We start from the raw sequence: 21,907 nt of genomic DNA on the forward strand, positions 1-21,907 counted from the left end.
CAAGTATACCTTGTTATTAATGAAAGAGGACCTGATATGAACATCAGGTCCTCTTTCACTATATAATTATTTCCCTGCTTCTTTTAGTTCTTTTCCAGCTTTAAATACCGGCGCCTTAGCAATTAAAAAAACTTGTAGGAATCATTATCAAGCGTTTTATTTTTCTCTACCGATTTAGCTTCTCGACAGCTTCCACACTTATATCTACACGTTTAACGAAAAAAACTAATAGTAGCGCAACAACATTCATGCCAAGCGCTACATAAAATGAATATTGAATTCCAGATAATAAAGCCTTCTGAGTTACTATTGCCTTCGTAGTTTCTGTGAAGGTTGTTGGATCTATATCAGACAATAAACTTTCCGCTTTTGTTTTTGTTACAGAATTCATAATCGTAACAAGAATAGCAGTACCAATCGAACCGGACACTTGTTGAGCTGTATTATTAACAGCTGTACCGTGCGGATTTAAGCGAGTTGGCAATTGATTAAGACCATTTGTCATAAGTGGCATCATCACCATCGCCATTCCAAACATCCGCAGTGTGTAAATAAGAATAATATGTGTGTGACTAGAGTCAATTTGCAGGTTTGCCAACATATAAGTTGAAACAGCTGTAATGGAAAGCCCTACTATGCCAAGAATCCGCGGGCCATACTTATCAAATAGTTTACCTGTAATTGGTGACATAATCCCCATTATAACCGCACCTGGAAGCATCATCAGCCCAGAGCTTAGCGGCGAAATACCACGGACGTTTTGTACATAAGCTGGTGTTAAAATCATACCCGAAAACATGGCCACCGCGTTGACGATTGCAATTACAGACGCAAGTGCAAACATTGGGTACTTATAAACACGTAAATCCAATAACGGCTCATCCATTTTTAATTGACGGATAATGAAAGCAATTAGGGAAATAGCGCCTATGATTAAGGTTGTTAAGACAACTTTATTTGTCCAACCATCGGAGCTTGCAGAACTGAATCCATATAACAAACCGCCAAAACCGACAGAAGATAATAGTAATGAGAGATAATCAAGTTTTGCATTTTTGTTTTGTTTCATGACATTCTCAGATTTCCAAATTCCTAACAGTAAGCTAATGATTGCTAACGGTAAAATCATTTCAAAAAGCAAACGCCAGTCATAATACTCTACAATATAACCTGATAGTGTCGGTCCAATTGCTGGAGCTGTAATCATAACTAGTCCAAAAATCCCCATTGCTGTTCCCCTTTTTTCTCTTGGAAAGCTTACTAGCATAATATTCATTAACAAAGGCCCCATAACTGAAGAGCCTGCCGCTTGAACCATCCGGCCAGTAAGTAATAAACCAAAGTTCGGCGCTACAGCCGCTAAGGCCGTACCAAAAATAAAAATCACCATAGATGTAATAAATAAACTCCTATTTGAGAAACGCGTTATTAAAAATGCTGATGCCGGAATTAATATACCACTTACAAGCATATACCCTGTAGAAAGCCATTGGATCGTTGAATAATCTTTAATGTCTAAACCTTTCATTATTGATGGCAAGGCTACATTTAAAAGCGAGTTATTTAAAAATGAAACAAATGCCCCAACAAAAAGGATTACAAGCATTAAATATGGTGGTTTTCTTTTATGTAATGTTTCACTCATATATTTAATTGCCCCTTCATTATAAATTTCATTGATTCGTTTAAATCATTTGCATATTTGCACAAGAAAACATTATCCTTGCAGTATTTTGCCAAACTCTTCGAATGGATATTCTCTTTTTAACAATTCCACTTGCCCAACATAACATTTTAAAATCTTTTTGTTGATTAAACCTTTATAAAAACGTTTGTTAACGGAAATTAAATTAGGCTGAAATACACAAAAGAAGCAACTGAAAATCCCCTCCTAAAATAAAATGAAACTTTAAATCAGTGGGACTTTTACAGGCAGCGAGAAAAATCAACCAGACCACGCACCCATTCCTTTAAATACGGGCTTGTAGATCTAGTTATGTAACCATCCATAAAAAGGAATATTACATAGGCTAAGTCTAACATTACATTTTTAAAGTGAGGGGAATAAGCGTATGCACCAATATTGGTATTTGAATTCAAAAGGAAACGGGGAACAATATTCTAACCAAATTTCATTATATTCACAGCCCAAAATAACTAAATATGAGGTAATGAATGATTTGAAGATTCCTGAGAATTGGAGTTGTCGAGTCTATCCAGTTAGTTGGGATTCATCAGCCAATTATACGGGGTTCAGTCCCCATCCCCCTCCCTTCTCTTGGGGGCAGCCAATCAATTATGCAGGGATAATGCCCCAAGGACATTCTGCTAATTGGGCTCCATTACCAGGCCATGCAGGTTTCAATTTTCAAAAACCTCCCTCCCCCTGGATCCAACCTTTCAATCATACAGGGATGTTCGCACAAGGGAATCTTGCCGCTTTACTATCGCCGCCAGCCAATCCTTTTAATTTTAGTACCAATAAATGGGGTGTTTTTGGAAACCCTCCAGGATGGGGTGGACAGGTAAGTCCCATAGGATGGGGAAATAACGGAGGTAACGGTCAGCTAGGAATGCTTGGAAACTTACTTACAGCAGGAAAAGGCACCATGAGTGGGATAGGAATGATTAGTAGTCTAATCGGGATGGGGAAATTCTTCTTTTAGTTAATTAAAGTGATAGAATTGGTCCGTAGCCCAGACATTCCAACAAAACATTTCATTTTCCATTGATTTAATCTTTTCAAATATGCACTCCTCAATATATTTATTGTGTGCTTCCAGTACTCCATCCAAGTTCGTCTCCTTGTCTTTCAATTTATAAAAAAATCTGTTGCAACTCTTTAGACAACAATTCCAGTTCATCCAAAATCGATAAGTTCATAACAAAAACGCTATCCTTTCCTATGATTCTAGGGAAAGAATAGCGTTTTTGTTACGTAACGATTAAGTTGTTTCATTCTTATTTATTCAATAATTGAATTGTCACTTCACTGTATTTTTAGCCTGATAGCGATATTATCATGCCCCGTAAAATGCCATTACTTTCACTTATGCTTTGCTAAAAATTCTGTTATGCGACGATATACATATATTTCATTTTCTTTTTTTGAAAATCCATGCCCTTCATCGTCTAATACTAGGTATTCTACATCTACTCCTTGTTCTTGCAACGCTTGAAAAATTTGATCCGATTCTTCCTTTACAACTCGTGGATCATTTGCCCCTTGGATGATAAGAAGTGGTTTATTCATTTGATTTAAGTAAGTAATTGGTGAATCTTGTATAAGCTTATCTTTATCATTATTAATATCACCTATTAAATTAACTGCGAGCGGTTTCCAATTTTCAGGCATAGATTCGATAAAACTAAATAAATTGCTAGGTCCAAAAATGTCAATGGCTGCACGGAAATACTCTGAATGACGCCCGTGAAGCAATAAGGTCATATATCCTCCATAACTACCACCCATAACAAATAATTTATCAGGAGTTGATATACCCTGTTCAAATAGCCATTCGATCCCTGCTACACAATCTAAACGCGGTGCTTCTCCCCAATCACCTTCAATCATTTTTGTAAACGTTGAACCATATCTTGTACTACCTCTAAAGTTTGGTGCAAAAATATTATATCCCTGCCTTAATAAATATTGAAATAATGCTCTGAAATCTTTCGTCTCAGCACTTTGTGGACCACCATGAGGCCAAAATATTGTATATCCGTTTTGTACTTCTCCTTTCGCCCGGAATAATAATGCTTCTATGTTTAACCCATCAAAAGAGGCATATGTTATAACATCCGGTTCAACAAAAGAAGATTCAGATAGACCAATAACATAGTTTTTTGTTAATGCTGCCCATTCTGCATCTCTATTTTTCTTGTAATAGATGTTTGCTGTTTTCGTCGCGCTTTCACCTAGTAAATATAAATTTTCCGATTTTGTAATTTCAATTTGACTTATCGTATCTACCGGAGAATTCAATAGAATTAACTCTTTTTTATCCCATACAAATTTATATAACCTATCTGTAACACCTTTCGACGAAACAATGTAGCCATTTTTTGTTTCAGCATGCCATTTTATATCAGATATATCTTCCTTCTCTATTTTACAAATTGGTTTGAATTCCTGTTTATTTAAATCAAAAGAAGCTACATAGGAAAACTCTTCTTCATAATTTGTAACAAAAATCACTGTATTTTCATCAATATAACAAATGGACCCTACAGTATGTTCTTTCTCACTGGAAGGTACTAAACAAATAAGTTCTTCTCCCTTTTTTACATATCCTACATTATATGTATTACTATATGACTTTAAAACAATGTAACTTGATTCATTCGGACTTACTGCCTCTACATATGTAGGTGTCTCCACACCAGTTAACAACAGCGTATCTTCTTTTGTGCGTATATTATAACAACGAGAGTTTAAGAACATTGGGTTATCTTTACTTGTGACATAGTATAATCGTTCCCCATCCTCTGTTAAATGCACAAAGTAATCCTTTTCTGTATCTCCTGCTGGAATCAATTCAAGCAATCCACCACCCTCTGGTTTTAATGCATAAATATGATAATTTTCATCCCCATCTTTATCAAATCCAGCTAAAATAAATCGATTTAAAGAATCCATTTTAATAAAATTGCTTGATTGATTACAATATGTTAATGGATAAGGGGATAAATTGGGTAAATCCATCGCCCATAAATTAGAATGACCATTTAAGTTTGTACTAAAAATTACTCTTCCTTCATCTTCACTAACTGTAAACCTACCAATACTATAGGATCTAAAAAATTGTTCAGCATCTTCCATAGGAAATTGAATCATCTTTCTTCCTCCACTCTAACTTATATCTAAAAATTCAGAACATCTTATATATAAAGGTTCTACATTTTCCTATTTATCCCTTTTTTATTTTATTTAGATTTACTTCTACCCTCTACTTCTTCTTATTAACATTACATAACGATGCGGAGAGTTTTTTAAACAACTCTTCTTTTAGCCGTAAATATATTCTTTACTATTTCACGATTACTTCTCATTCGATATTTCTCACTAATTATCCCTCAAAGCGAAAAATAAGCGGGGAATTAGAGAGCAAAATCTACCATATACTTTTATTCAGCTAACTTCTCACCAGTAACAATCTTCATAAAAGCAGCTGCGTCTTTCTCTTCTAATTGAGCGTACTGATTATCCCTCGCCATTATTTCTACTTTATCCTTATTAGAATTAATCCACATTTGATATAACACAGCTTTCGCCTCTATTTTCGGATTTTTAAACTGAAAAACAAACTGATAATCAGCTGAACGAGACATTTCCACCTTTTTATTTTCAAAGTTAGTATCATTTAATATTTTCTTTACTTGCAATACTTTATTCTTGTCTGTAACTACCTTCAAATCCTCATAATGATTATCACCAGCATGTTTTTGTACTTCGATTGTTTGATTATGATTTCCTATATTATTTGAACAGCTGGTTACTACAAATAAACAAATCACGCTGAAGACTAAATACATACTTCTCATTTGCATAGCGCTCTCCGCCTTTAGTGTATATAATAGTTCACTTCCATTACGCTTTTAAAATGTAAAGTAAGAATACACCCCATAAACTACAAATAAGATTAATAGAATAGAAATGCCGAGTACCGTATATATGATCCATTTTAAATTTGAGTTCATATAATCCTCCTCCTACTTCCCAACAATTCCAGTATATAACAAAAAAGCATTGGTTACCCAATGCTTTTTACACTTACGCAAATAGAGACGTATTCGCATATAAAGCTGGTGAACCACCTGAATGTACGAATAAAATATTGTCTTCCTTATTAAAATTACCTTTTCTAATTAAGTCGATTAATCCCGCTACTGCCTTACCTGTATACACTGGATCAAGTAAAATACCTTCTGTTTTCGCAAGTAACTGAACTGCCTCTACCATTTCCGGCGTTGGTAACGCATAGCCTGGCCCTACATATTCATCAAAGCACGTAACAGCGTCGCGCGGGATAAAGTTTGGAATACCAACGTGTGCTGAAGTTTCATCTACAAGTTTTCCTACTTTCTCTTCTTGCTCAGCTTTTCCTCTACTTACGTTAATCCCGATTACAGGAATATGGCTTTGCGTTCCAGAAAAACCAGTAATTAAACCCGCATGCATACCGCCGCTTCCACTTACACAAACAACTGAACTGAAATCAATTCCTTGCTCAAATGATTGCGCCATAATTTCTTGGGCACAAGCAACGTATCCCATTGCGCCCGTAGGGTTTGATCCACCAACTGGAATTACATATGGTGTACTACCTTTTTCACTTACTTCTTGTGCTACTCTATGCATCTCTTCCATCAGGTCTGCTCCGTTCGGTACAACAATGACGTTTTCAGCACCTAATAAGTGATATAAGAAATAGTTTCCGTTAAAGTCTCTCTTCTCTTCTGGCTCAAGCCCTTCCTCTAATACAAGAATACATTTCATTTTTTCTTTTACCGCAGCAGCAAGTGTCAGGCGGCAATGATTTGACTGAATACCACCAGCTGTAATTAACGTATCTGCACCCTTTTCCTGTGCATCCGCAACTAAAAATTCTAACTTTCTCGTCTTATTACCACCGGCTGTTAAACCAAGTAAATCATCTCGTTTAAAATAAATAGTCGGGCCACCAAGTGCTTCAGAAAAATTGTTTAACTTTTCAATTGGTGTATATGATTCTGTATATTTTTTTCTCGGGAATTTAGCTAAATTCATTGTAACGCTCCTTTTGTACTTCTTTCGCAATATATGTAACGTTACTATTATTACATGTAAAAATGGTGAAGTCATCTTTCTCGGTTAAAAATGTATTAGAATTTCATTTTGATAAGTAAAACCGTATTAATGATTTTAACTTAGTTACGGTACATGAAATTTATATCAACGATTTTTCAAATATATCGATCGTAACTTGCAGTATATCAACGATTTTCTTAATATATCGATCTATCGACAAAAAACGACAGACAGGCAACCCCTTTCTCCTCAACAAAAAAAGAGCCCACACATTCAAATGCAGACTCCCTCCAATCACTTATTTACCGAAAAACGAAGTAACTGCGTTAATCCCGGCTCTAAATTCATTTCACCTTTATGGCGTACGTATACGACTTTATCTCCATCAAATTTCGGAGGATTTGCTTGACTATACGTATGCCACTCATTCGTTCCTTCTATAGAATACTCCATATATTCATTTGCACCGACAATTATATTTTTACGATCATCTGCCGTTACATTTGGTGCCATCTGCGCAATTTTTGAATCACTAATTAATAACTTCTTTATATCCTTATCACGTTTGTAATCGTAAGCTGTCACAATTACATCGTTACCATATGCTTTTACTTGTAACCCTTGTTTAAATGAATAGCCATCTGGAGCAGTTTTCTCTCCTCCATTTGGTCCTGCTGACATCCAGCCTGTTTCAATCCCGCCCGTATTTACAACAGTGAAACCTTTTTCATCTCCGCCTGTAATTTTCTTTTTACCAGCCCAGTCAGGTAAATTTAAATCCCAATGTGTATGACTCGTGAAGAAAACCACTTGCGGATAGTCTTTTAATATATCGTACAATTTATCCACGTTTAAATAATCTTGTAAGTAAGGTGATTGTCTTGATCCAGATACTGTATCAGGTAAAACGTGATGAGAGAAAATAAAGATTGGCTTATTTTTATCTTTTTGACTATACTCTTCTAAATTTTGTTTTAACCAACCTAATTGCTCATCACTCATATATACTTCGTCCCACATTTTTGAATCGTGGTATTTCATATATTTTTCAGTTCCTAAAAATAAAAGTGGATAGCCATCTAATTCTTTTTTATGATATACCTTTTCTTGTCCGCTAAATTGTAAGTAGCGACCAAATAGTGTTTCTTCCGTTACACCATTTGGCCATGTATTTTGAGAGAGTTTCCCATCCGCTGTCCATTTACCAGCATAAAACTCATGATTCCCAACAGTAGACCATACATTTTCTGGATGCTTATTTTTATTTAACACACGCTTTACATCATCATATTGTGACTGTTGTCCAGTTGGCGTTATATCCCCATTCATAATAAGCGCTCTAGAAAGTGGCGTCACTTTGTTCATATCTTTTAGCACATGATCAAAATCCCCTAAATCCCCTTGAATATCACTAATAACGTTAAAAGTTGTAGCTGATTTTCGGACTTGCTCTTTCCCTTCCGCATGCACTGAAAACGTCGGTAATAATGCCGCCATAACTGCTAACGAAGCAACTGTCTTTTTCATACAAATTCTCCCCCTAATAATAGAATGTACAAACTGACATGTTCTGCTTTCTCTTAGGTGCTTGTCCAATTCACATTATAGGGGGAGATTGTAAAGATTGATGGAGTAAAAATTTAAGTGTTTTTTAAGAGATTTTGTCTTTTTTTCACACTCCACAATTAGTAATTCGCGCCAATCTAGATTTCTAGTCTTTAACATTACATAAATGTAAATGAATATGATGAATCTCTTCGTTTGATATGTTGTCTTTTTAATCTTTGTTATATAACCGCCACAAAATACGCTCTCTTTTCAAGTTCTCTTCATTTAATAAACGTTACTCCTCTTTTAATTAGCCTTAAAATTATAAATCGGCTTAATGACATGCTTGATATCAATTGTGTCCTTTGTATTCTCAACAATCTCATCCATTGGCTTATATACCATTGGCGCTTCATCTAAAGTACTTTCTGCAACAGATGTAGTCCAAACCTCTGTCATTGTATTTTGAAAATCCTCTAAGTTCAGTACTTCTTTCGCCTTCTTACGGCTCATAATACGTCCTGCTCCATGAGGGCCAGAAAAGTTCCAATCTGGATTTCCTTTACCAAATGCAATGATAGAACCGTCTCTCATATTAATTGGAATGATTACTCGTTCATCTTTCTGAGCTGAAATAGCACCTTTTCTTAGAATCATATTGTCCATATCGATGTAGTTATGAATTGTAGTGAATTGATCTGTTACTTTCCAATCCATTTTAGTGACGATTTCATCAATCATTGCTTTACGATTTAACTCCGCATATTTTTGAGCAATTTTCATATCATTCATGTAATCTTTAAATCCTTGTCCTTCTAAATAAGCTAATTCTTTGCGAATCACCGGTTTCTTAATTTTACGTAAAGCTTCATGTATTTCTCGTTGTCTACCTTCTTTCGTTAAACGCTCAATCATTTCTTCTTTAATAGATTTAACATTTATAAGTTGCTCGTAAGCAAAGTTTTGATAATACTCTGCTACTTGTTTCCCTAAATTACGCGAACCACTATGAATGACAATGTATACATTTCCTTTATCATCCTCATTCAGTTCGACAAAATGATTGCCCCCGCCAAGCGTACCAATACTCTTTTGAGCTCGTTGCAATGTAAATGGGGCTCTTACACTATTAAAATCAATCATTTTTGAAAATCTATGTTCCTTATCTCGAATACGAAAACCACTTGGGACAAATTTACGTATCGTTTCGTCTAAGTGATCGAAGTTGATTTCTTCTTTCTTTTTGTCGATCATAACAACTTCCATGCCACAACCAATATCGTACTGACCTCCCAGTTTCCTGAAAGAGTGGACTATACCTTCTCTACAGTCATCGAGATATGCAGTCTCTACTGTAGGCTCACCGTATTAATTATTCCTCTTCAACTCAAAATGGATGAAGAATAATTCTGTACCTTAGTCTGCTAACATGGTACAAGTCTCTGAACCATTCGATTATGTCACCATAACCACTGGCTGCTGATTGCCCTCGCCTTTTATCGTTAGGGTTCCCAGTCAATTGAGTGAGTAGTTTAAAGTCTGAGCCGATTAGTTAACCCCGACTAAATTAGGAACAATTTTATCTTGAATCGTCATTGTTGTCCCAATCGTACAACCTGCACCCGCATGTGTATCTGGCATAATACGAATCTTGCTACCCTTTACGAATTCTTGGTTACAAAGATCAATAATTTGACCTGCTGCCGTTTTTTCTACATTCGTAGTATACACTTTCGCTTCATTGTATTTTCCTTGTAATTTCAACATCTTCTATTTCCCCTTTCCTTTATTATCTACAAAACATTAATTTATATATATTATATATTTATAATTATATTTTCCACCACTACAGCTCATTTCCTTTTTTATAAAAAAAGACACAGAGATTCCTCTCCATGCCTGTTAATTTCCTACCTCTTCACCGCATGCAAATAATGTACCGTCTCAAAAGCTTCTAAATAATCATTTCTTCCTTCAAAATATAATTTATTTATGTCTTCTGGTGATAAATGCTCATAAATGAGTAAGCCCGCCTTCTCTAACAGTGCTTCCATTTCAGCATAAGAATAACATGATTTCATCGGTTCTCCGCCTACCGCAGCCATTTTCAACTCGATTGGACAGTCCCTTTTCTGTAAACAAGTTTTCATCGGGATAATCGAAAACGATAGAACTCCCTGCCGGAACCATCTCGAATAAACATTCTAATAAACTAGCAAGTTCCTCTTTCGTTAAATAGTACGTAACACCTAAAAGGCTAAAGAAAGTCTTTTTATGTTCAAACCCTTCATTGCGTAACTGTTCATAGGAAAATCCTTTCGTAAAATCCATTGAAACAAAATGAAGGTTATTTGGAACTTCAAGTTCTACTTCTTTTATTCTTTCCTTCTTAAACGCCTGTGTAGAAGGATGATCCACTTCAAATATTTCTATTTTATTTTCTAATTCTCGGTGTCTAAAACTGAACGTATCTAAGCCTGCACCGAGTATGGCGTATTGTTTTGCTCCTAATGTAATTTCATGTAGTAATACTCTTTCACAATATGCGGCACGTGCTAAAGGTGTTGGTGATAACTGAACTTGCGTAATCCATTTTAATATTTCTTTTGGATTGTCTTGAAACTGCTCTGCAATTTCTTTATTGAAAAAGTGCATCCCTTGAACCATGTTCGTTTCAATATTGTTACGTTCTTTTTGTGAAATGAAATCTTTAGCTACATAATCATCAAAGATTTTAGGATTATCAAATTCACTATGATACGCCCTTCCGAAAGCTGATACTAACGACGTTACACTTGCTTCACCTTGTTTCACGCACATACACTCTCCTTCATGTTCACAACAAAAATAGGGTTCCCCTGGCCAGGAGAACCCTATTATACACCTTATTTTTATATTGGTAAATTATAGCATAAATAAGTTTTTTTGTCAAGTTTTCAGCCTACTACGCTCCAACAATTTGTGTAATCTCTAGCAGGAAGATTTCGATCTACACCGAATATTCCAGTTCATAACAATACAAATGGAGGGCGTCATGAAAAGATTAGTCATCATTACAGTAGGAAAAACACACAGTGGAAAAACTACATTTGCAAAAGAGCTAGAAAAAGAGTTACCTAATTCTTTTATTATGGACCAAGACAACCAAGCTGAATTTATTAACACACATTATGAAAAATTACAGCCGACAGAAGGATCAAATACACTAAAGCACAGTCTTTCAAAATTCATTGTTGATTATGCGAAAGAACATACAAATTTACACCTTATTATTTGTAACTCCAATCGCAGTAAAAACGGAAGGTTCTATTTACTAAACGAATTATTTCCACAGAATGAATATGTACGCATATTAGTTCACTTTGACATCCCAGATGATGTACTTTACGAAAGAGTGGCTAGAAGCACGCAAAGTACGAATATTTTTAGAGGTGGATATTCTAGTTTCAAAGAAGTACTTGATCGACAACAAACTGAATCACTTCACGATGATGTGGTAGATCCTATAGAAAACGAGGCTGATTATTTGTTTGTTATTCGTAACAGTAAGGATGTAAACTCTACTATATTAAAAATTATTCATATCGCTAAAGAGTACTCCCCTATCCGAAATAAGAGATTATAAAAATCACATAATCATAGATTATTATGCAAATACTTCCTCTAGACGGCGCAGATGGTATATAATAATGGAAGAATCTACTTCTATATGCTCAATTTTACACAAAACAGCTCATGCATATGAAAGAAAAGAGGTACAAAAATATGAAAACAAAACAAACAATTGCTGCGTCTACACTAGCTTTAGCAATGATTGCTGGCGCGAACTCTGCTCATGCGGAAGTAAATGATGCTACTCCTCAGCAAAGTACGGGAGATCGATTAGCTGAAATTAAGCAACATAAGCAAGAGTTAGATGCGAAATTACAGCAGCACAAAGAAAACGTGGATCAAACATTAAATGAACTTAACAAAGTTAAGGAAAATGTTGATACAAAGGTGAATGAACTACATGAACGTAAACAAGTTGCTGATGAAAAAATTAACGAAGTTAAACAGCATAAACAAGAACTAGATGCAAAACTTCAGCAAGACAAACAAATCGCCGAAGATAAAATCGCTGAAATTAAAGAGCATAAAAAACAAGTAGAAGATAAAGTCGCTGAAGTAAAAGAACATAAGCAAAATATCGATAACAAAGTTAATGAGATTAAAGAACATAAACAAACTGTCGATGAAAAAGTGAATGAAATGAAGCAACATAAAGAGAACATTGATCAAAAGGTTAATGAACTTAAGGAAGTTAAAAAACAAGTAGATGACAAATTAGCTGAGTTAAAGAAAGCGAAACAAACTGCTGAGGACAAACTCGCTGAGCTAAAAGAAAACAAGCCGAATACTGGTAACACGTTAGAGGAACTTAAGAAAATTAAAGGCAATTTAGATAGCCTTTCCGCTAACTTAGAATTAGCTAAACAAGATGTAAAAAACAAACTAGCTGAATTACAAAAGGCTAGAGAAGATTTACTAAATAAAATTAACGAAATTAAACAATCTAAACAAACTGTTTCAGACGATTTAACAAAGAAAAAACAAGACTTAGATATTAAAATCAACGACTTTAAGCATACTGAGAAAAAAATTGACGACAAATTAGCTGAGTTACATACAACGAAGCAAAATGTTGATAACAAGATTAATGAAGTATCACAATCTAAACAAACGCAAGCAGATAATGGTACTAAAAACAATAACGCTAAAGAACTTCCTAACGCTGGTAGCGAGCAATCAAACAATATGGCTCTAGGAATGCTATCTGTATTAGGCGGTGTTTTATTACTTACTCGTAATAAAATTAAAAAGTATTTATAAAACAGCTATCATTTTGATTATATAATCTACTGTCCCTTCTCTAAGAAGCCTATGCATAGGCTTCTTAAGGAAGAGACCAAATATAAGTACGTTTACAAACTAGTTATCCCTCTACAGTTAGATTCTATTTCTATCCACATATCATTTGTTGCAGAGCCCAACCTTTCACTTTTTCATTATGATAATACCTCAAAAATAAATATAATTATCAAATTTCAAACTTAGATTAGTTCCTTATACTTTAACAAAACTGAAAAACTGTCATTCCCCTAAGTCATACTAATAGGAAAGTGTACAATTCTTTAACAATACTAACTCTTAATTCATACACTACTAATAGAACTTGTGTAGCAATAAAATTTTCCAAATCATCTAAATCACCATATATTTAACCTCTACTCGTACCTACATGATATTTTCATCCCCCTCTCATAAAGTTCTTATTCTTCTAATTACTACATGACCATGTTCCATTGCTACATTAGAACGACATCTATAAATATTGATAAGGAGTGAAATACATGGGTTCAACAAAACTTACAGGACGAGTAATTTACAAAGGAGATCCCGGTTATTTAGAAGCTATTAAGAATTGGAATCCTTACGTTGATGTCTTCCCCCTCGTCTTTGTTTTTGCACAAAATTCATATGATGTTAGTAACGCCATTAAATGGGCTCGCGAAAATCATGTTCCGTTACGTGTTAGAAGTGGTCGACATGCACTAGATAAAAACCTTTCTGTAGTAAATGGCGGCATCGTTATCGATGTAAGTGATATGAACAAAGTAAGTTTAGATAAAAAGAATGGTATCGCAACCGTTCAAACTGGAATTCACGTCGGGCCACTTGTAAAGGGACTAGCTAGAGAAGGTTTTATGTCACCGTTTGGAGATAGTCCTACAGTTGGAATCGGTGGCATTACAATGGGCGGTGGTTTTGGAGTAGTCTCACGAACAATCGGTCTAATAAGTGATAACCTTATTGCTTTAGAAACAGTAGATGCGACAGGCCGAATCATTCAAGCAGATCAATGTTGCAATAAAGATTTATTATGGGCTTCTAGAGGTGGTGGTGGTGGAAACTTCGGATACAACACTGAATATACATTGAAGCTTCATCGTGCCCCTAATACTGCCACAGTCTTTAATATCATTTGGCCATGGGATCAGTTAGAAACTGTTTTCAAAGTTTGGCAAGAATGGGCACCTTTTGTAGACTCACGATTGGGCTGCCTTCTTGAAATTTACAGCAAAATAAATGGACTTTGCCATGCAGAAGGTATTTTTTTAGGTTCCAAAAGTGAACTCATCAAACTATTAGAACCTTTAACAAATGCTGGAACTCCAACACAAATTGTTATAGAAGAATTACCTTACCCAGCCGCTATCGATTTCTTAGATCCAGATGAGCCAATCCCTGGTCGATCTGATCAAAGTGTTAAATTCTCTTCTGCCTGGGCACTTAACCTTTGGCCAGAAGAACCTATTTCCATTATGAAACGATTTTTAGAAGAAGCTACTGGAACAGAGGCTAATTTCTTTTTTATTAATTGGGGAGGTGCTATTAGTAAAGTACCTAGCAGTAAAACAGCATTCTTTTGGCGTAGCCCGTTATTTTATACAGAATGGACTGCTAGCTGGAAAGACAAGTCTGAAGAAGCTGCCAATCTAGCATCAGTTGAAAGAGTTCGTCAATTAATAAAGCCGTATGTAACTGGTTCTTATGTTAATGTTCCAGATCAAAACATCGAAAATTTCGGACAAGAATATTACGGAGCAAACTTTGATAAGCTGCGGAAAGTAAAAGCAAAATATGACCCCGAAAATCTTTTCCGTTTCCCACAAAGTATACCTCCCTCTTCCTCTTGTTAATGCTTGAAAAAACAAAAAAAAGAACTCTTACAATTGTAAGAGTTCTTTTTTTCATCATACCAATTTCCCATCTCTCAGCGTCAATATACGATCACATACATCAAGCATTCTTTCATCATGTGTAATCATAATTGCTGCTTTTTGGCTCTCTTTCACTTCACGTTTCATCATTTCAACAACTTCACGTGCGCGTTTTGAGTCTAAGCTTGCCGTTGGCTCATCCGCTAATATTAAATCCGGATTGTTCATGAACGCACGAGCGATTGCTACCCTTTGTTTTTCCCCACCAGATAGTTGATTTGGATAATGATTTTTTCTTTCTCCTAATCCAAATGCCGCTAATAAATGATCTGCACGCTTTTCGGATTCTTGTTTACTTTCCTTTTTTAGCTTTGCAATATAAAGCAATTGTTCTTTCACATTTAAATATGGAACAAGGTTTGCAAACTGGAAGATGAAACCGATTTTTTTCAAACGAATGTCTGTCATTTCCTTTTCCGATAACTGTGTAATATTTTGCTCACGAATGTAAATATCTCCTTTTGACGGTGATAATAAAGCACCCGCGATTGATAATAATGTACTTTTCCCTGATCCAGAAGGACCAACGATTCCGATAAATTCTCCAGCTTTCACATCAAGCGACATCGGATGAAGGGCTGTTACTTCCGTATTTCCTTCTCCGTACACTTTACTTACTTTGTCTAATTTTAATAATGAAGTCATTACATCCCGCCTCCAATTGCTTCTAATGCATCAACTTTTAATACTTGGTATAACGAAATAAGTGTTCCTAAAATACTAATTACGATAAAGATTGCTGCGTATTGTGCAATCATCGGTGTTGTTAATAAGAACGGCATACCCGCTGGTAAAATTTGTTCTAACCCTTGTACAAGAACGATACTAATTACCATCGCAACGACTGATAAGAATAACGCCTGTACGACTAAGCTATTTGCTAAATACGAGTTCTTCGTACCAATTGCTTTTAATACACCTAGTTGCTGTGTTTTTTGCAGTGTAATGACGTAGAAGAATACACCAATTAGTAATGCAGCGATTACAAGTAAGAACGCAATAATCATCGTTAACGTTCCTTGCTCTTCTTTAAATCCTGGAATACTTTGCAGTACTTCTTTTTTATCGATAACGTGAGCATTTTTAATTTCTTTATCTGTGTTAAGTGCGATTGCACTATAATCTTTTTGGTTTGGTTGTGAAATAGCGCCCCATACGTCTTCATTTACATAAACGACTGGTGTATGGCTAAACATTTGATCTTTCGTAAATCCGACGATTTTAAATTCTTTCTTTGAAACAGGATCGATAATTGTATCCCCAATATCGATTCCTTTTTCTTTAATTGATTCATCAGCAACCATCTCGTTGTTTGCTGTACCTAATTTCTCACCTTTTACAATGTTCGGTTCTAAAAATGAATCGCGTTCACTTGAGAAAATAGCGATATCAACCTTTTTCGAACTATCTTTCTTTTCATACGTTGAAACTTTCACCCGAAATGGAACTGCCTCTTTCTCGCCCACTTGATTTACTACGTTATCTACATCGTCTTTCTTAATTTGTGAACGAAGTAATTTATTTTCCGCATCATCTGCTAAAACGAACTTATTTGCCTCCATATTTTGAATCGATGAAGCATTATCATATGATAATCCATTTGCTAATCCCGAAATGACAAGAACTAAAAATGATAGTAACACCATAATCAGTCCGATTAATCCGTATCTTAATTTTGATTGTTTCAATTCACGCAGAGCTAAAAACATTTCGCTCGCTCCTTCCTCTTTCTTTCTATGCACTAATCATAAAAAAGAATTATGAACGGAATATGAACAGAAGATTACAGAGAGTAAGATTTAATTTTCAGAAAGTATTGAAAATATTTGAAATCCTTGATACAATTCAGTCAAATAATATTGACCGAGTAATTTAATTCAAGGAGTTGATCATGTTGAAGCCCGTATTAACACTAACTACTTATAGCCAACTAAAAGCATTAAGCGATCCACTACGTGCCGAAATGATGATACGTCTATGCGAACGTCCTTATACTGGACAATTACTATCTGAGAAATTCGGCATTTCAAGGGCGAAAATTCATTATCATTTAAAAGAATTAGAAAAGAATGGTCTTATAGAGATCGTTTATACAGAAGAAAAGAATGGGATTATTCAAAAGTTTTATCAATCTGTCGCTAAAGGCTTCACCCCTGCCGCAGATCTATTACCTCATTTAGAAATATTAAGCGAATCAGGTCGTCAAATCTTTTTACAAATGATAGAAAGAACGAAAAGCCAAATTCTCGCTGCACCAGAAGAAGCTTTTACATTACGAAATGCAAGTGAAGATCCAGCTAAGTGGAATTACGTTTCATCCTGCTGGGAATTTGATGCTACGCCAGAACAATTTCAAGTGTGGGTGAAAAAGTTTTATGAATTAATGGCTGAATTAAACGAAATCACAAAAGGTGCAGATAAAGATCCGAATAGTAAGCCTTATTATATTTCTACTACTGCACTTCAAATCGCTGAGAGAACAATGCAGCAATTTATTAAAAAAGAAGAAAAATCGTAATACGATTTTTTTTACATAAACGGTCAAATTTATTTTACCGAATAAATTTATTATAAAGGAGTAGATAAAGTGGACATATTAAAAAACCGGAATTTCCTCTTATTATTTTTAGGAAGAATTTTTACAAACATAGGAGATAGCCTGTATTATGTAGCAGCGATGTGGCTCGTATACAAATTAAGTGGTAATCCTTTTTATTCTGGATTGGCTGGTTCCCTAACGTTATTACCTTCTGCATTACAATTTCTTACTGGTCCATTCGTTGATAGATGGTCAATAAAAAACACCCTCGTCATCACACAAGTTTTGCAATGCATTCTTATTTTAATCATTCCTATTACACACTACTTCGACCTATTAACAGTCCAACTACTACTCATCATCATGCCCATCGTAGCCTTTATCGAACAATTCGCCTATCCCGCACAATCAAAAGCTTTACCACTTCTACTGCATAAAACACAATTATTAAAAGGAAATTCACTTTTCTCATTTGCATACCAAGGCATTGATTTAATTTGCACGACTCTTTCCGGAATATTAGTAGCACTATTTGGCGCAATTACTTTATATGTGATCGACTCTATTACATTTGCGATTACTGCCCTTTTGTTCGTTTCATTGAAAATGCCAAAACAAACCGAAGCAAACACAGTACTTTCAACCAAGCAATATTTCACTGATTTAAAAGAAGGGTTTTCAATCGTCTTTCGTTCCTTAATGGGCGTCTTCTTAATCGGTTCCGTTGTCGCTAATTTTTCAATCGGTATGACGATGGCCATACTCCCTTCTTTCGCTGATTCTTTAGGTGGTGTGAGATTATATGGGTTCTTTTTAGCCGCTATATCAGCCGGTTGTTTAATTGGAGCACTATTCAGTTCATGGGTTGGTAAACATAATGTTGGCCGTGTCTCCATTATTAGCTTCGCAACTGGCGCTTTCTTTTGGTTTCTCTCTACGATTGTACCATTTCAATGGTTATCCATTTTTTTATTTGGCTTAGCTTGGATACCAATTGGTGCGACCAACATATTATTTGCGACTATTGGTCAAATTGTAATTCCAAACCAATATCTTGGGCGTATCAATTCAGTCACACGAAGCATGGGCACAATTGCTATGCCGCTTGGCTCTTTAATTGGCGGATACACTGCGAATGTATATAGTAGCCAACTCATTTTCGCGCTTGCTAGTATTGGGATTTTATTCATTTCCCTCGTATGGCTGCTTCATCCAAAATTACGGGCTTTGCCGAAAGCTGATGAAATTACAGCGGATACTTTTGAGCTTCGGTTTAAAGAAGAGTCCGGGAAAGGTGCGGCTTTATAACAGAACAAACATAACCCCGTTCTAAATTGGGGACGGGGTTAAAAATATAATTATTTCATTTTGGATGTAAAATACTTCACTAAAAATATAACAATAAAATCGTTTGAATATCTAAAATTTATTCAACAATAGTACCAACTAAAACGCTCCGTTAACGCTTTGATGGCCATGCCCCCTGCATTTTCCTTAATTGAATAATTTGGCCTGTATGATAAGCATCATGAAGCATAATGTCCAGTAATTTACCTTCAAGTGAATTTTGCTCAAGTTCTCTTTCAGAAATTGCACTTAATATCTGTCTTAAATTACGCTGAGCATTTTCAGAGCGTTCAACGACTTCCTTCCATTCCGTATCATCATTAGATTGCTTAGTAAGATAAAAGGTGTCATTACCATCAAGATTATGTGTCCATTCACGTCCTTCCAAGTTTGCAGCAAGTCTTTCTTTGTAATAAGTGAGATGATTAACGTTCTCCCAAATGGTATTCGTTGTCTCTCCAGCTGGTTTCCACATAGCCTGTTCAGCTGTAAGTCCTTCTATAGCATGTTTAAACGGTGCATACCAACTCTCTTTATCGAATGTTGAATCTAGTACGTTTAATAACAAGTCAATTCGTTTCAAAGTAATTTCCTCCCTACACAGTTCAAGTTTTAATACACTCCCTCTAACTCTGTAGAGATTCTACATTTTTAAATAAACTTCCTCCTAATCCCACTCCATAAACTCATCCGATTATGCAATTAAAATGACTCATATTTTTTCATTTTACACGTATACTAGCGACAAAAAAAGAAGAGGCTGTTCCCAAACAGCCTCTTCTATCTATTTAGGAAGCTCCACCCGAACAGTCGTCCCTTCCCCTTTCGTGCTATATACCGAAACGGTCCCTTTATGCAGTTCAACAATCTTCTGCACGATTGATAATCCTAAACCGCTACCTTCTACGTTTCTTGCCCTTGCTGTATCTACTTTGTAAAAACGGTCAAAAATACGATCCATTTCTTCTTTTTTCATACCGATTCCGTTGTCTGATATAGAAATTATAACGCTAGACTCTAACTCTTCCACGAAAAACTCAATCGTTCCACCATCGTTTGAAAACTTAATGCTATTCGTAAAGATATTACTCCATACTTGATGAAGTAAGTTTTCATCACCTTTTATAGTGATATCTGGCACATCAAATTCAACAGCGATATCTTTTTCACGCCATTTCCATTCGAGCATAAAAATAACGTCTTTAATTTGCTTCTGCAAATTGAATTCTTTTATTTGTAGAACTTTCTCTTCTTTATCTAGTGATGCAAGCGTGAGTAACTGTTTACATAAACTAGACATTCGCTTACTTTCACCCTCAATAATTTGTAAGTAATGGTTTCTTTCTTCCACGCTCATCTTTTCTGTTTGCAACGTCTTCGAAAAACCTTGTATAGAAGAAAGCGGCGACTGAAATTCATGTGAAACGTTCGAAACGAATTCTTGTCTCATTTCATCTAGTTCTTTAATACTTTTCGTCATCTTTTGGAAGCTCGTAGATAACGTTCCTATTTCATCTTTTCGTTTTACGTCTAATTCAATTTTATATTCCCCACTCGCAATTTTTTGCGTAGCCTTCGTAAATTTACGGATTGGGCGAACGATATAACCTGCTGCAATCGCTATAAAAATAATACTTAATAGTACGATAAACCCAAGTAATACCGCTAAGAAAATTCGCATTTCGCCAAATTGGTTCTGAATGTCAGGACGAATAAATAAAGCGTACTGTTTATCACCGTGTTGCACTGGTACACCGACGCTATTAATTAATTCATTATCGAAAAACCCTGTAATAAAGAGACGAGTTGGATAGGTGGAAACACCATTAAACGTTTCTCCTTGCAATACTTTATGAACAGTAGCATCGCTAATAGACGTCTTACGAAACGCATTGCCAATACGCTTTCCATTCTTTTGATCATCGACAATATAAATTTCATACCCTAACTTTGCGATAGAATGTAAGTACGTCTCTTGATTTTCTTCACTTTGCTTTTCATATAACGATTTAACTTCTTCAGCATACTTTAAAATCTTTTCACTATTATACGGTTTTAGCTTCACTTGATAATATACGTTCGTCAATAAAAAGCCGATAATACTACTAAGAAGCATAATACCGACTGTCATAAAAACAAATCTAGAATATAGTGATTTCATTTTATTTCAACTCCAACTTGTACCCGAGTCCGCGCACTGTCGTAATTTGAAAATCATCCGTTCGTTTTGAGAAACGATCTCTCAGCCGCTTCACATGAACGTCAACCGTTCGTTCATCTCCTTCAAAATCCATTCCCCATACTAATTCAATTAGCTCTTCTCTTGAAAATGTTCTTCCAGGATAACTAGCAAGTTGTGATAATAACTCAAATTCTTTTAATGGAAGCAAAATCGTCTGCCCGTTACACTTCACTTCAACACCTTTACGATCAATTGTCGTTCCGTGGAGTGTAATAATGTCAGCACTCAGCATTTGATAACGACGCAATAAAGCTTTCATACGGAAAATGACTTCAGCTGGTTCAAATGGTTTTACGATATAATCATCCGTACCAGAAATAAACCCTTTTTCTTTATCGACTAACTGATCCTTTGCAGTTAATAAAATAACAGGAATATCATGATATTTCCGGATTTCTTCACATAACGTATAACCATCAACGAACGGCATCATAATGTCTACTATCGCAAGATGAATATTTTTGTTCTCTAATACGTCTTGCGCTACCTTTCCATCTTCCGCTTCAAAAACTTTAAACCCCTCTTTTTGTAAATGGTAATGCAACAATTCTCTAATATGCTTATCATCATCAGCTAATAAAATATGTATCATCTTCATTAAACCCTCTCTTGTTCAT

Annotated in this window: 18 protein-coding genes and 1 pseudogene; 6 read left to right on the forward strand and 13 right to left on the reverse strand. The window is 35.4% G+C overall.

Going from position 1 to position 21,907, the window contains the following annotated elements:
- Positions 1–166: 166 nt before the first annotated feature.
- Positions 167–1,645, reverse strand: coding sequence for a DHA2 family efflux MFS transporter permease subunit (locus tag AC241_RS15810; protein ID WP_050844213.1), 1,479 nt, complete (start codon positions 1,643–1,645; stop codon positions 167–169).
- Between the two features lie 427 nt (positions 1,646–2,072).
- On the opposite strand from AC241_RS15810, the gene AC241_RS15815 reads away from it, so the two are divergent.
- Positions 2,073–2,666 carry a hypothetical protein gene (locus tag AC241_RS15815; protein ID WP_048565118.1) on the forward strand — a complete coding sequence of 198 codons (594 nt, stop codon included), beginning with the start codon at positions 2,073–2,075 and terminating at the stop codon, positions 2,664–2,666.
- 380 nt (positions 2,667–3,046) lie between these two features.
- On the opposite strand, the gene AC241_RS15820 is transcribed toward AC241_RS15815, so the two are convergent.
- The 7 genes and pseudogenes from AC241_RS15820 to AC241_RS15855 form a co-directional block, all read right to left on the reverse strand.
- The gene (locus AC241_RS15820) at positions 3,047–4,837 is read right to left on the reverse strand and encodes a S9 family peptidase (protein ID WP_043938170.1); all 1,791 of its coding nucleotides are present in this window, start codon (positions 4,835–4,837) and stop codon (positions 3,047–3,049) included.
- Between the two features lie 290 nt (positions 4,838–5,127).
- Positions 5,128–5,550: a YhfM domain-containing protein gene (locus AC241_RS15825; RefSeq protein ID WP_029442784.1), complete on the reverse strand. Its 423-nt coding sequence runs from the start codon at positions 5,548–5,550 to the stop codon at positions 5,128–5,130.
- A gap of 223 nt (positions 5,551–5,773) precedes the next feature.
- Positions 5,774–6,769, reverse strand: coding sequence for a D-cysteate sulfo-lyase (gene cuyA, locus AC241_RS15835; RefSeq protein ID WP_050844217.1), 996 nt, complete (start codon positions 6,767–6,769; stop codon positions 5,774–5,776).
- Positions 6,770–7,084: 315 nt separating this feature from the next.
- Positions 7,085–8,317, reverse strand: coding sequence for a DUF4073 domain-containing protein (locus AC241_RS15840; protein WP_016080994.1), 1,233 nt, complete (start codon positions 8,315–8,317; stop codon positions 7,085–7,087).
- A gap of 327 nt (positions 8,318–8,644) precedes the next feature.
- Entirely contained in the window at positions 8,645–9,604 is a 960-nt protein-coding gene (locus AC241_RS15845) for an RtcB family protein (RefSeq protein WP_043315296.1), read from the reverse strand.
- Positions 9,605–9,886: 282 nt separating this feature from the next.
- Entirely contained in the window at positions 9,887–10,105 is a 219-nt protein-coding gene (locus AC241_RS15850) for an RtcB family protein (protein WP_016080989.1), read from the reverse strand.
- 143 nt (positions 10,106–10,248) lie between these two features.
- A pseudogene (locus AC241_RS15855) lies at positions 10,249–11,158 on the reverse strand (class I SAM-dependent methyltransferase).
- A 214-nt stretch (positions 11,159–11,372) separates the two neighbouring features.
- Between AC241_RS15855 and AC241_RS15860 the strand changes: the two are divergent.
- The 3 genes from AC241_RS15860 to AC241_RS15870 all read left to right on the forward strand — a co-directional run bounded on the left by AC241_RS15860 (position 11,373) and on the right by AC241_RS15870 (position 15,081).
- The gene (locus AC241_RS15860; RefSeq protein WP_050844219.1) at positions 11,373–11,963 is read left to right on the forward strand and encodes an ATP-binding protein; all 591 of its coding nucleotides are present in this window, start codon (positions 11,373–11,375) and stop codon (positions 11,961–11,963) included.
- Positions 11,964–12,103: 140 nt separating this feature from the next.
- Complete coding sequence (locus AC241_RS15865) at positions 12,104–13,210, forward strand: LPXTG cell wall anchor domain-containing protein (RefSeq protein ID WP_043938179.1); 1,107 nt, start codon at positions 12,104–12,106, stop codon at positions 13,208–13,210.
- A 521-nt stretch (positions 13,211–13,731) separates the two neighbouring features.
- Complete coding sequence (locus AC241_RS15870; RefSeq protein WP_016080985.1) at positions 13,732–15,081, forward strand: FAD-binding oxidoreductase; 1,350 nt, start codon at positions 13,732–13,734, stop codon at positions 15,079–15,081.
- A gap of 54 nt (positions 15,082–15,135) precedes the next feature.
- On the opposite strand, the gene AC241_RS15875 is transcribed toward AC241_RS15870, so the two are convergent.
- Together AC241_RS15875 and AC241_RS15880 are read right to left on the reverse strand one after the other, a co-directional pair.
- Complete coding sequence (locus tag AC241_RS15875; RefSeq protein WP_029442791.1) at positions 15,136–15,807, reverse strand: ABC transporter ATP-binding protein; 672 nt, start codon at positions 15,805–15,807, stop codon at positions 15,136–15,138.
- Positions 15,807–16,871 (reverse strand): ABC transporter permease, encoded by a 1,065-nt coding sequence (locus AC241_RS15880; RefSeq protein ID WP_043936638.1) that lies wholly within the window; start codon positions 16,869–16,871, stop codon positions 15,807–15,809. The genes AC241_RS15875 and AC241_RS15880 overlap by 1 nt, the downstream gene beginning before the upstream one ends.
- Before the next feature lie 185 nt (positions 16,872–17,056).
- Between AC241_RS15880 and AC241_RS15885 the strand changes: the two genes are divergently transcribed.
- Positions 17,057–17,680 (forward strand): ArsR/SmtB family transcription factor, encoded by a 624-nt coding sequence (locus tag AC241_RS15885; RefSeq protein WP_024927960.1) that lies wholly within the window; start codon positions 17,057–17,059, stop codon positions 17,678–17,680.
- 69 nt (positions 17,681–17,749) lie between these two features.
- Positions 17,750–19,009: an MFS transporter gene (locus AC241_RS15890; RefSeq protein WP_050844222.1), complete on the forward strand. Its 1,260-nt coding sequence runs from the start codon at positions 17,750–17,752 to the stop codon at positions 19,007–19,009.
- Positions 19,010–19,160: 151 nt separating this feature from the next.
- Here AC241_RS15890 and AC241_RS15895 read toward each other — a convergent pair whose 3' ends face one another.
- From AC241_RS15895 to AC241_RS15905, 3 genes are all read right to left on the reverse strand, one after another.
- Positions 19,161–19,631, reverse strand: coding sequence for a DinB family protein (locus AC241_RS15895; protein WP_016080978.1), 471 nt, complete (start codon positions 19,629–19,631; stop codon positions 19,161–19,163).
- A 201-nt stretch (positions 19,632–19,832) separates the two neighbouring features.
- A complete protein-coding gene (locus AC241_RS15900) occupies positions 19,833–21,209 on the reverse strand; it encodes a sensor histidine kinase (protein WP_043936640.1) in 1,377 nt (458 codons plus the stop codon).
- 1 nt (position 21,210) lies between these two features.
- Positions 21,211–21,888 (reverse strand): response regulator transcription factor, encoded by a 678-nt coding sequence (locus AC241_RS15905; protein WP_080990814.1) that lies wholly within the window; start codon positions 21,886–21,888, stop codon positions 21,211–21,213.
- Positions 21,889–21,907: the final 19 nt, after the last annotated feature.

It is taken from the genome of Bacillus thuringiensis, assembly GCF_001182785.1.
Lineage (GTDB): Bacteria > Bacillota > Bacilli > Bacillales > Bacillaceae_G > Bacillus_A > Bacillus_A thuringiensis_S.

What these genes read in the sequence shown, in the direction of transcription:
- AC241_RS15810 (WP_050844213.1), bottom strand. Translation starts at nt 1,645, where the DNA reads ATGAGTGAAACATTACATAAAAGAAAACCACCATATTTAATGCTTGTA.
- AC241_RS15815 (WP_048565118.1), top strand. Translation starts at nt 2,073, where the DNA reads ATGCACCAATATTGGTATTTGAATTCAAAAGGAAACGGGGAACAATAT.
- AC241_RS15820 (WP_043938170.1), bottom strand. Translation starts at nt 4,837, where the DNA reads ATGATTCAATTTCCTATGGAAGATGCTGAACAATTTTTTAGATCCTAT.
- AC241_RS15825 (WP_029442784.1), bottom strand. Translation starts at nt 5,550, where the DNA reads ATGCAAATGAGAAGTATGTATTTAGTCTTCAGCGTGATTTGTTTATTT.
- cuyA (WP_050844217.1), bottom strand. Translation starts at nt 6,769, where the DNA reads ATGAATTTAGCTAAATTCCCGAGAAAAAAATATACAGAATCATATACA.
- AC241_RS15840 (WP_016080994.1), bottom strand. Translation starts at nt 8,317, where the DNA reads ATGAAAAAGACAGTTGCTTCGTTAGCAGTTATGGCGGCATTATTACCG.
- AC241_RS15845 (WP_043315296.1), bottom strand. Translation starts at nt 9,604, where the DNA reads ATGGAAGTTGTTATGATCGACAAAAAGAAAGAAGAAATCAACTTCGAT.
- AC241_RS15850 (WP_016080989.1), bottom strand. Translation starts at nt 10,105, where the DNA reads ATGTTGAAATTACAAGGAAAATACAATGAAGCGAAAGTGTATACTACG.
- AC241_RS15860 (WP_050844219.1), top strand. Translation starts at nt 11,373, where the DNA reads ATGAAAAGATTAGTCATCATTACAGTAGGAAAAACACACAGTGGAAAA.
- AC241_RS15865 (WP_043938179.1), top strand. Translation starts at nt 12,104, where the DNA reads ATGAAAACAAAACAAACAATTGCTGCGTCTACACTAGCTTTAGCAATG.
- AC241_RS15870 (WP_016080985.1), top strand. Translation starts at nt 13,732, where the DNA reads ATGGGTTCAACAAAACTTACAGGACGAGTAATTTACAAAGGAGATCCC.
- AC241_RS15875 (WP_029442791.1), bottom strand. Translation starts at nt 15,807, where the DNA reads ATGACTTCATTATTAAAATTAGACAAAGTAAGTAAAGTGTACGGAGAA.
- AC241_RS15880 (WP_043936638.1), bottom strand. Translation starts at nt 16,871, where the DNA reads ATGTTTTTAGCTCTGCGTGAATTGAAACAATCAAAATTAAGATACGGA.
- AC241_RS15900 (WP_043936640.1), bottom strand. Translation starts at nt 21,209, where the DNA reads ATGAAATCACTATATTCTAGATTTGTTTTTATGACAGTCGGTATTATG.
- AC241_RS15905 (WP_080990814.1), bottom strand. Translation starts at nt 21,888, where the DNA reads ATGAAGATGATACATATTTTATTAGCTGATGATGATAAGCATATTAGA.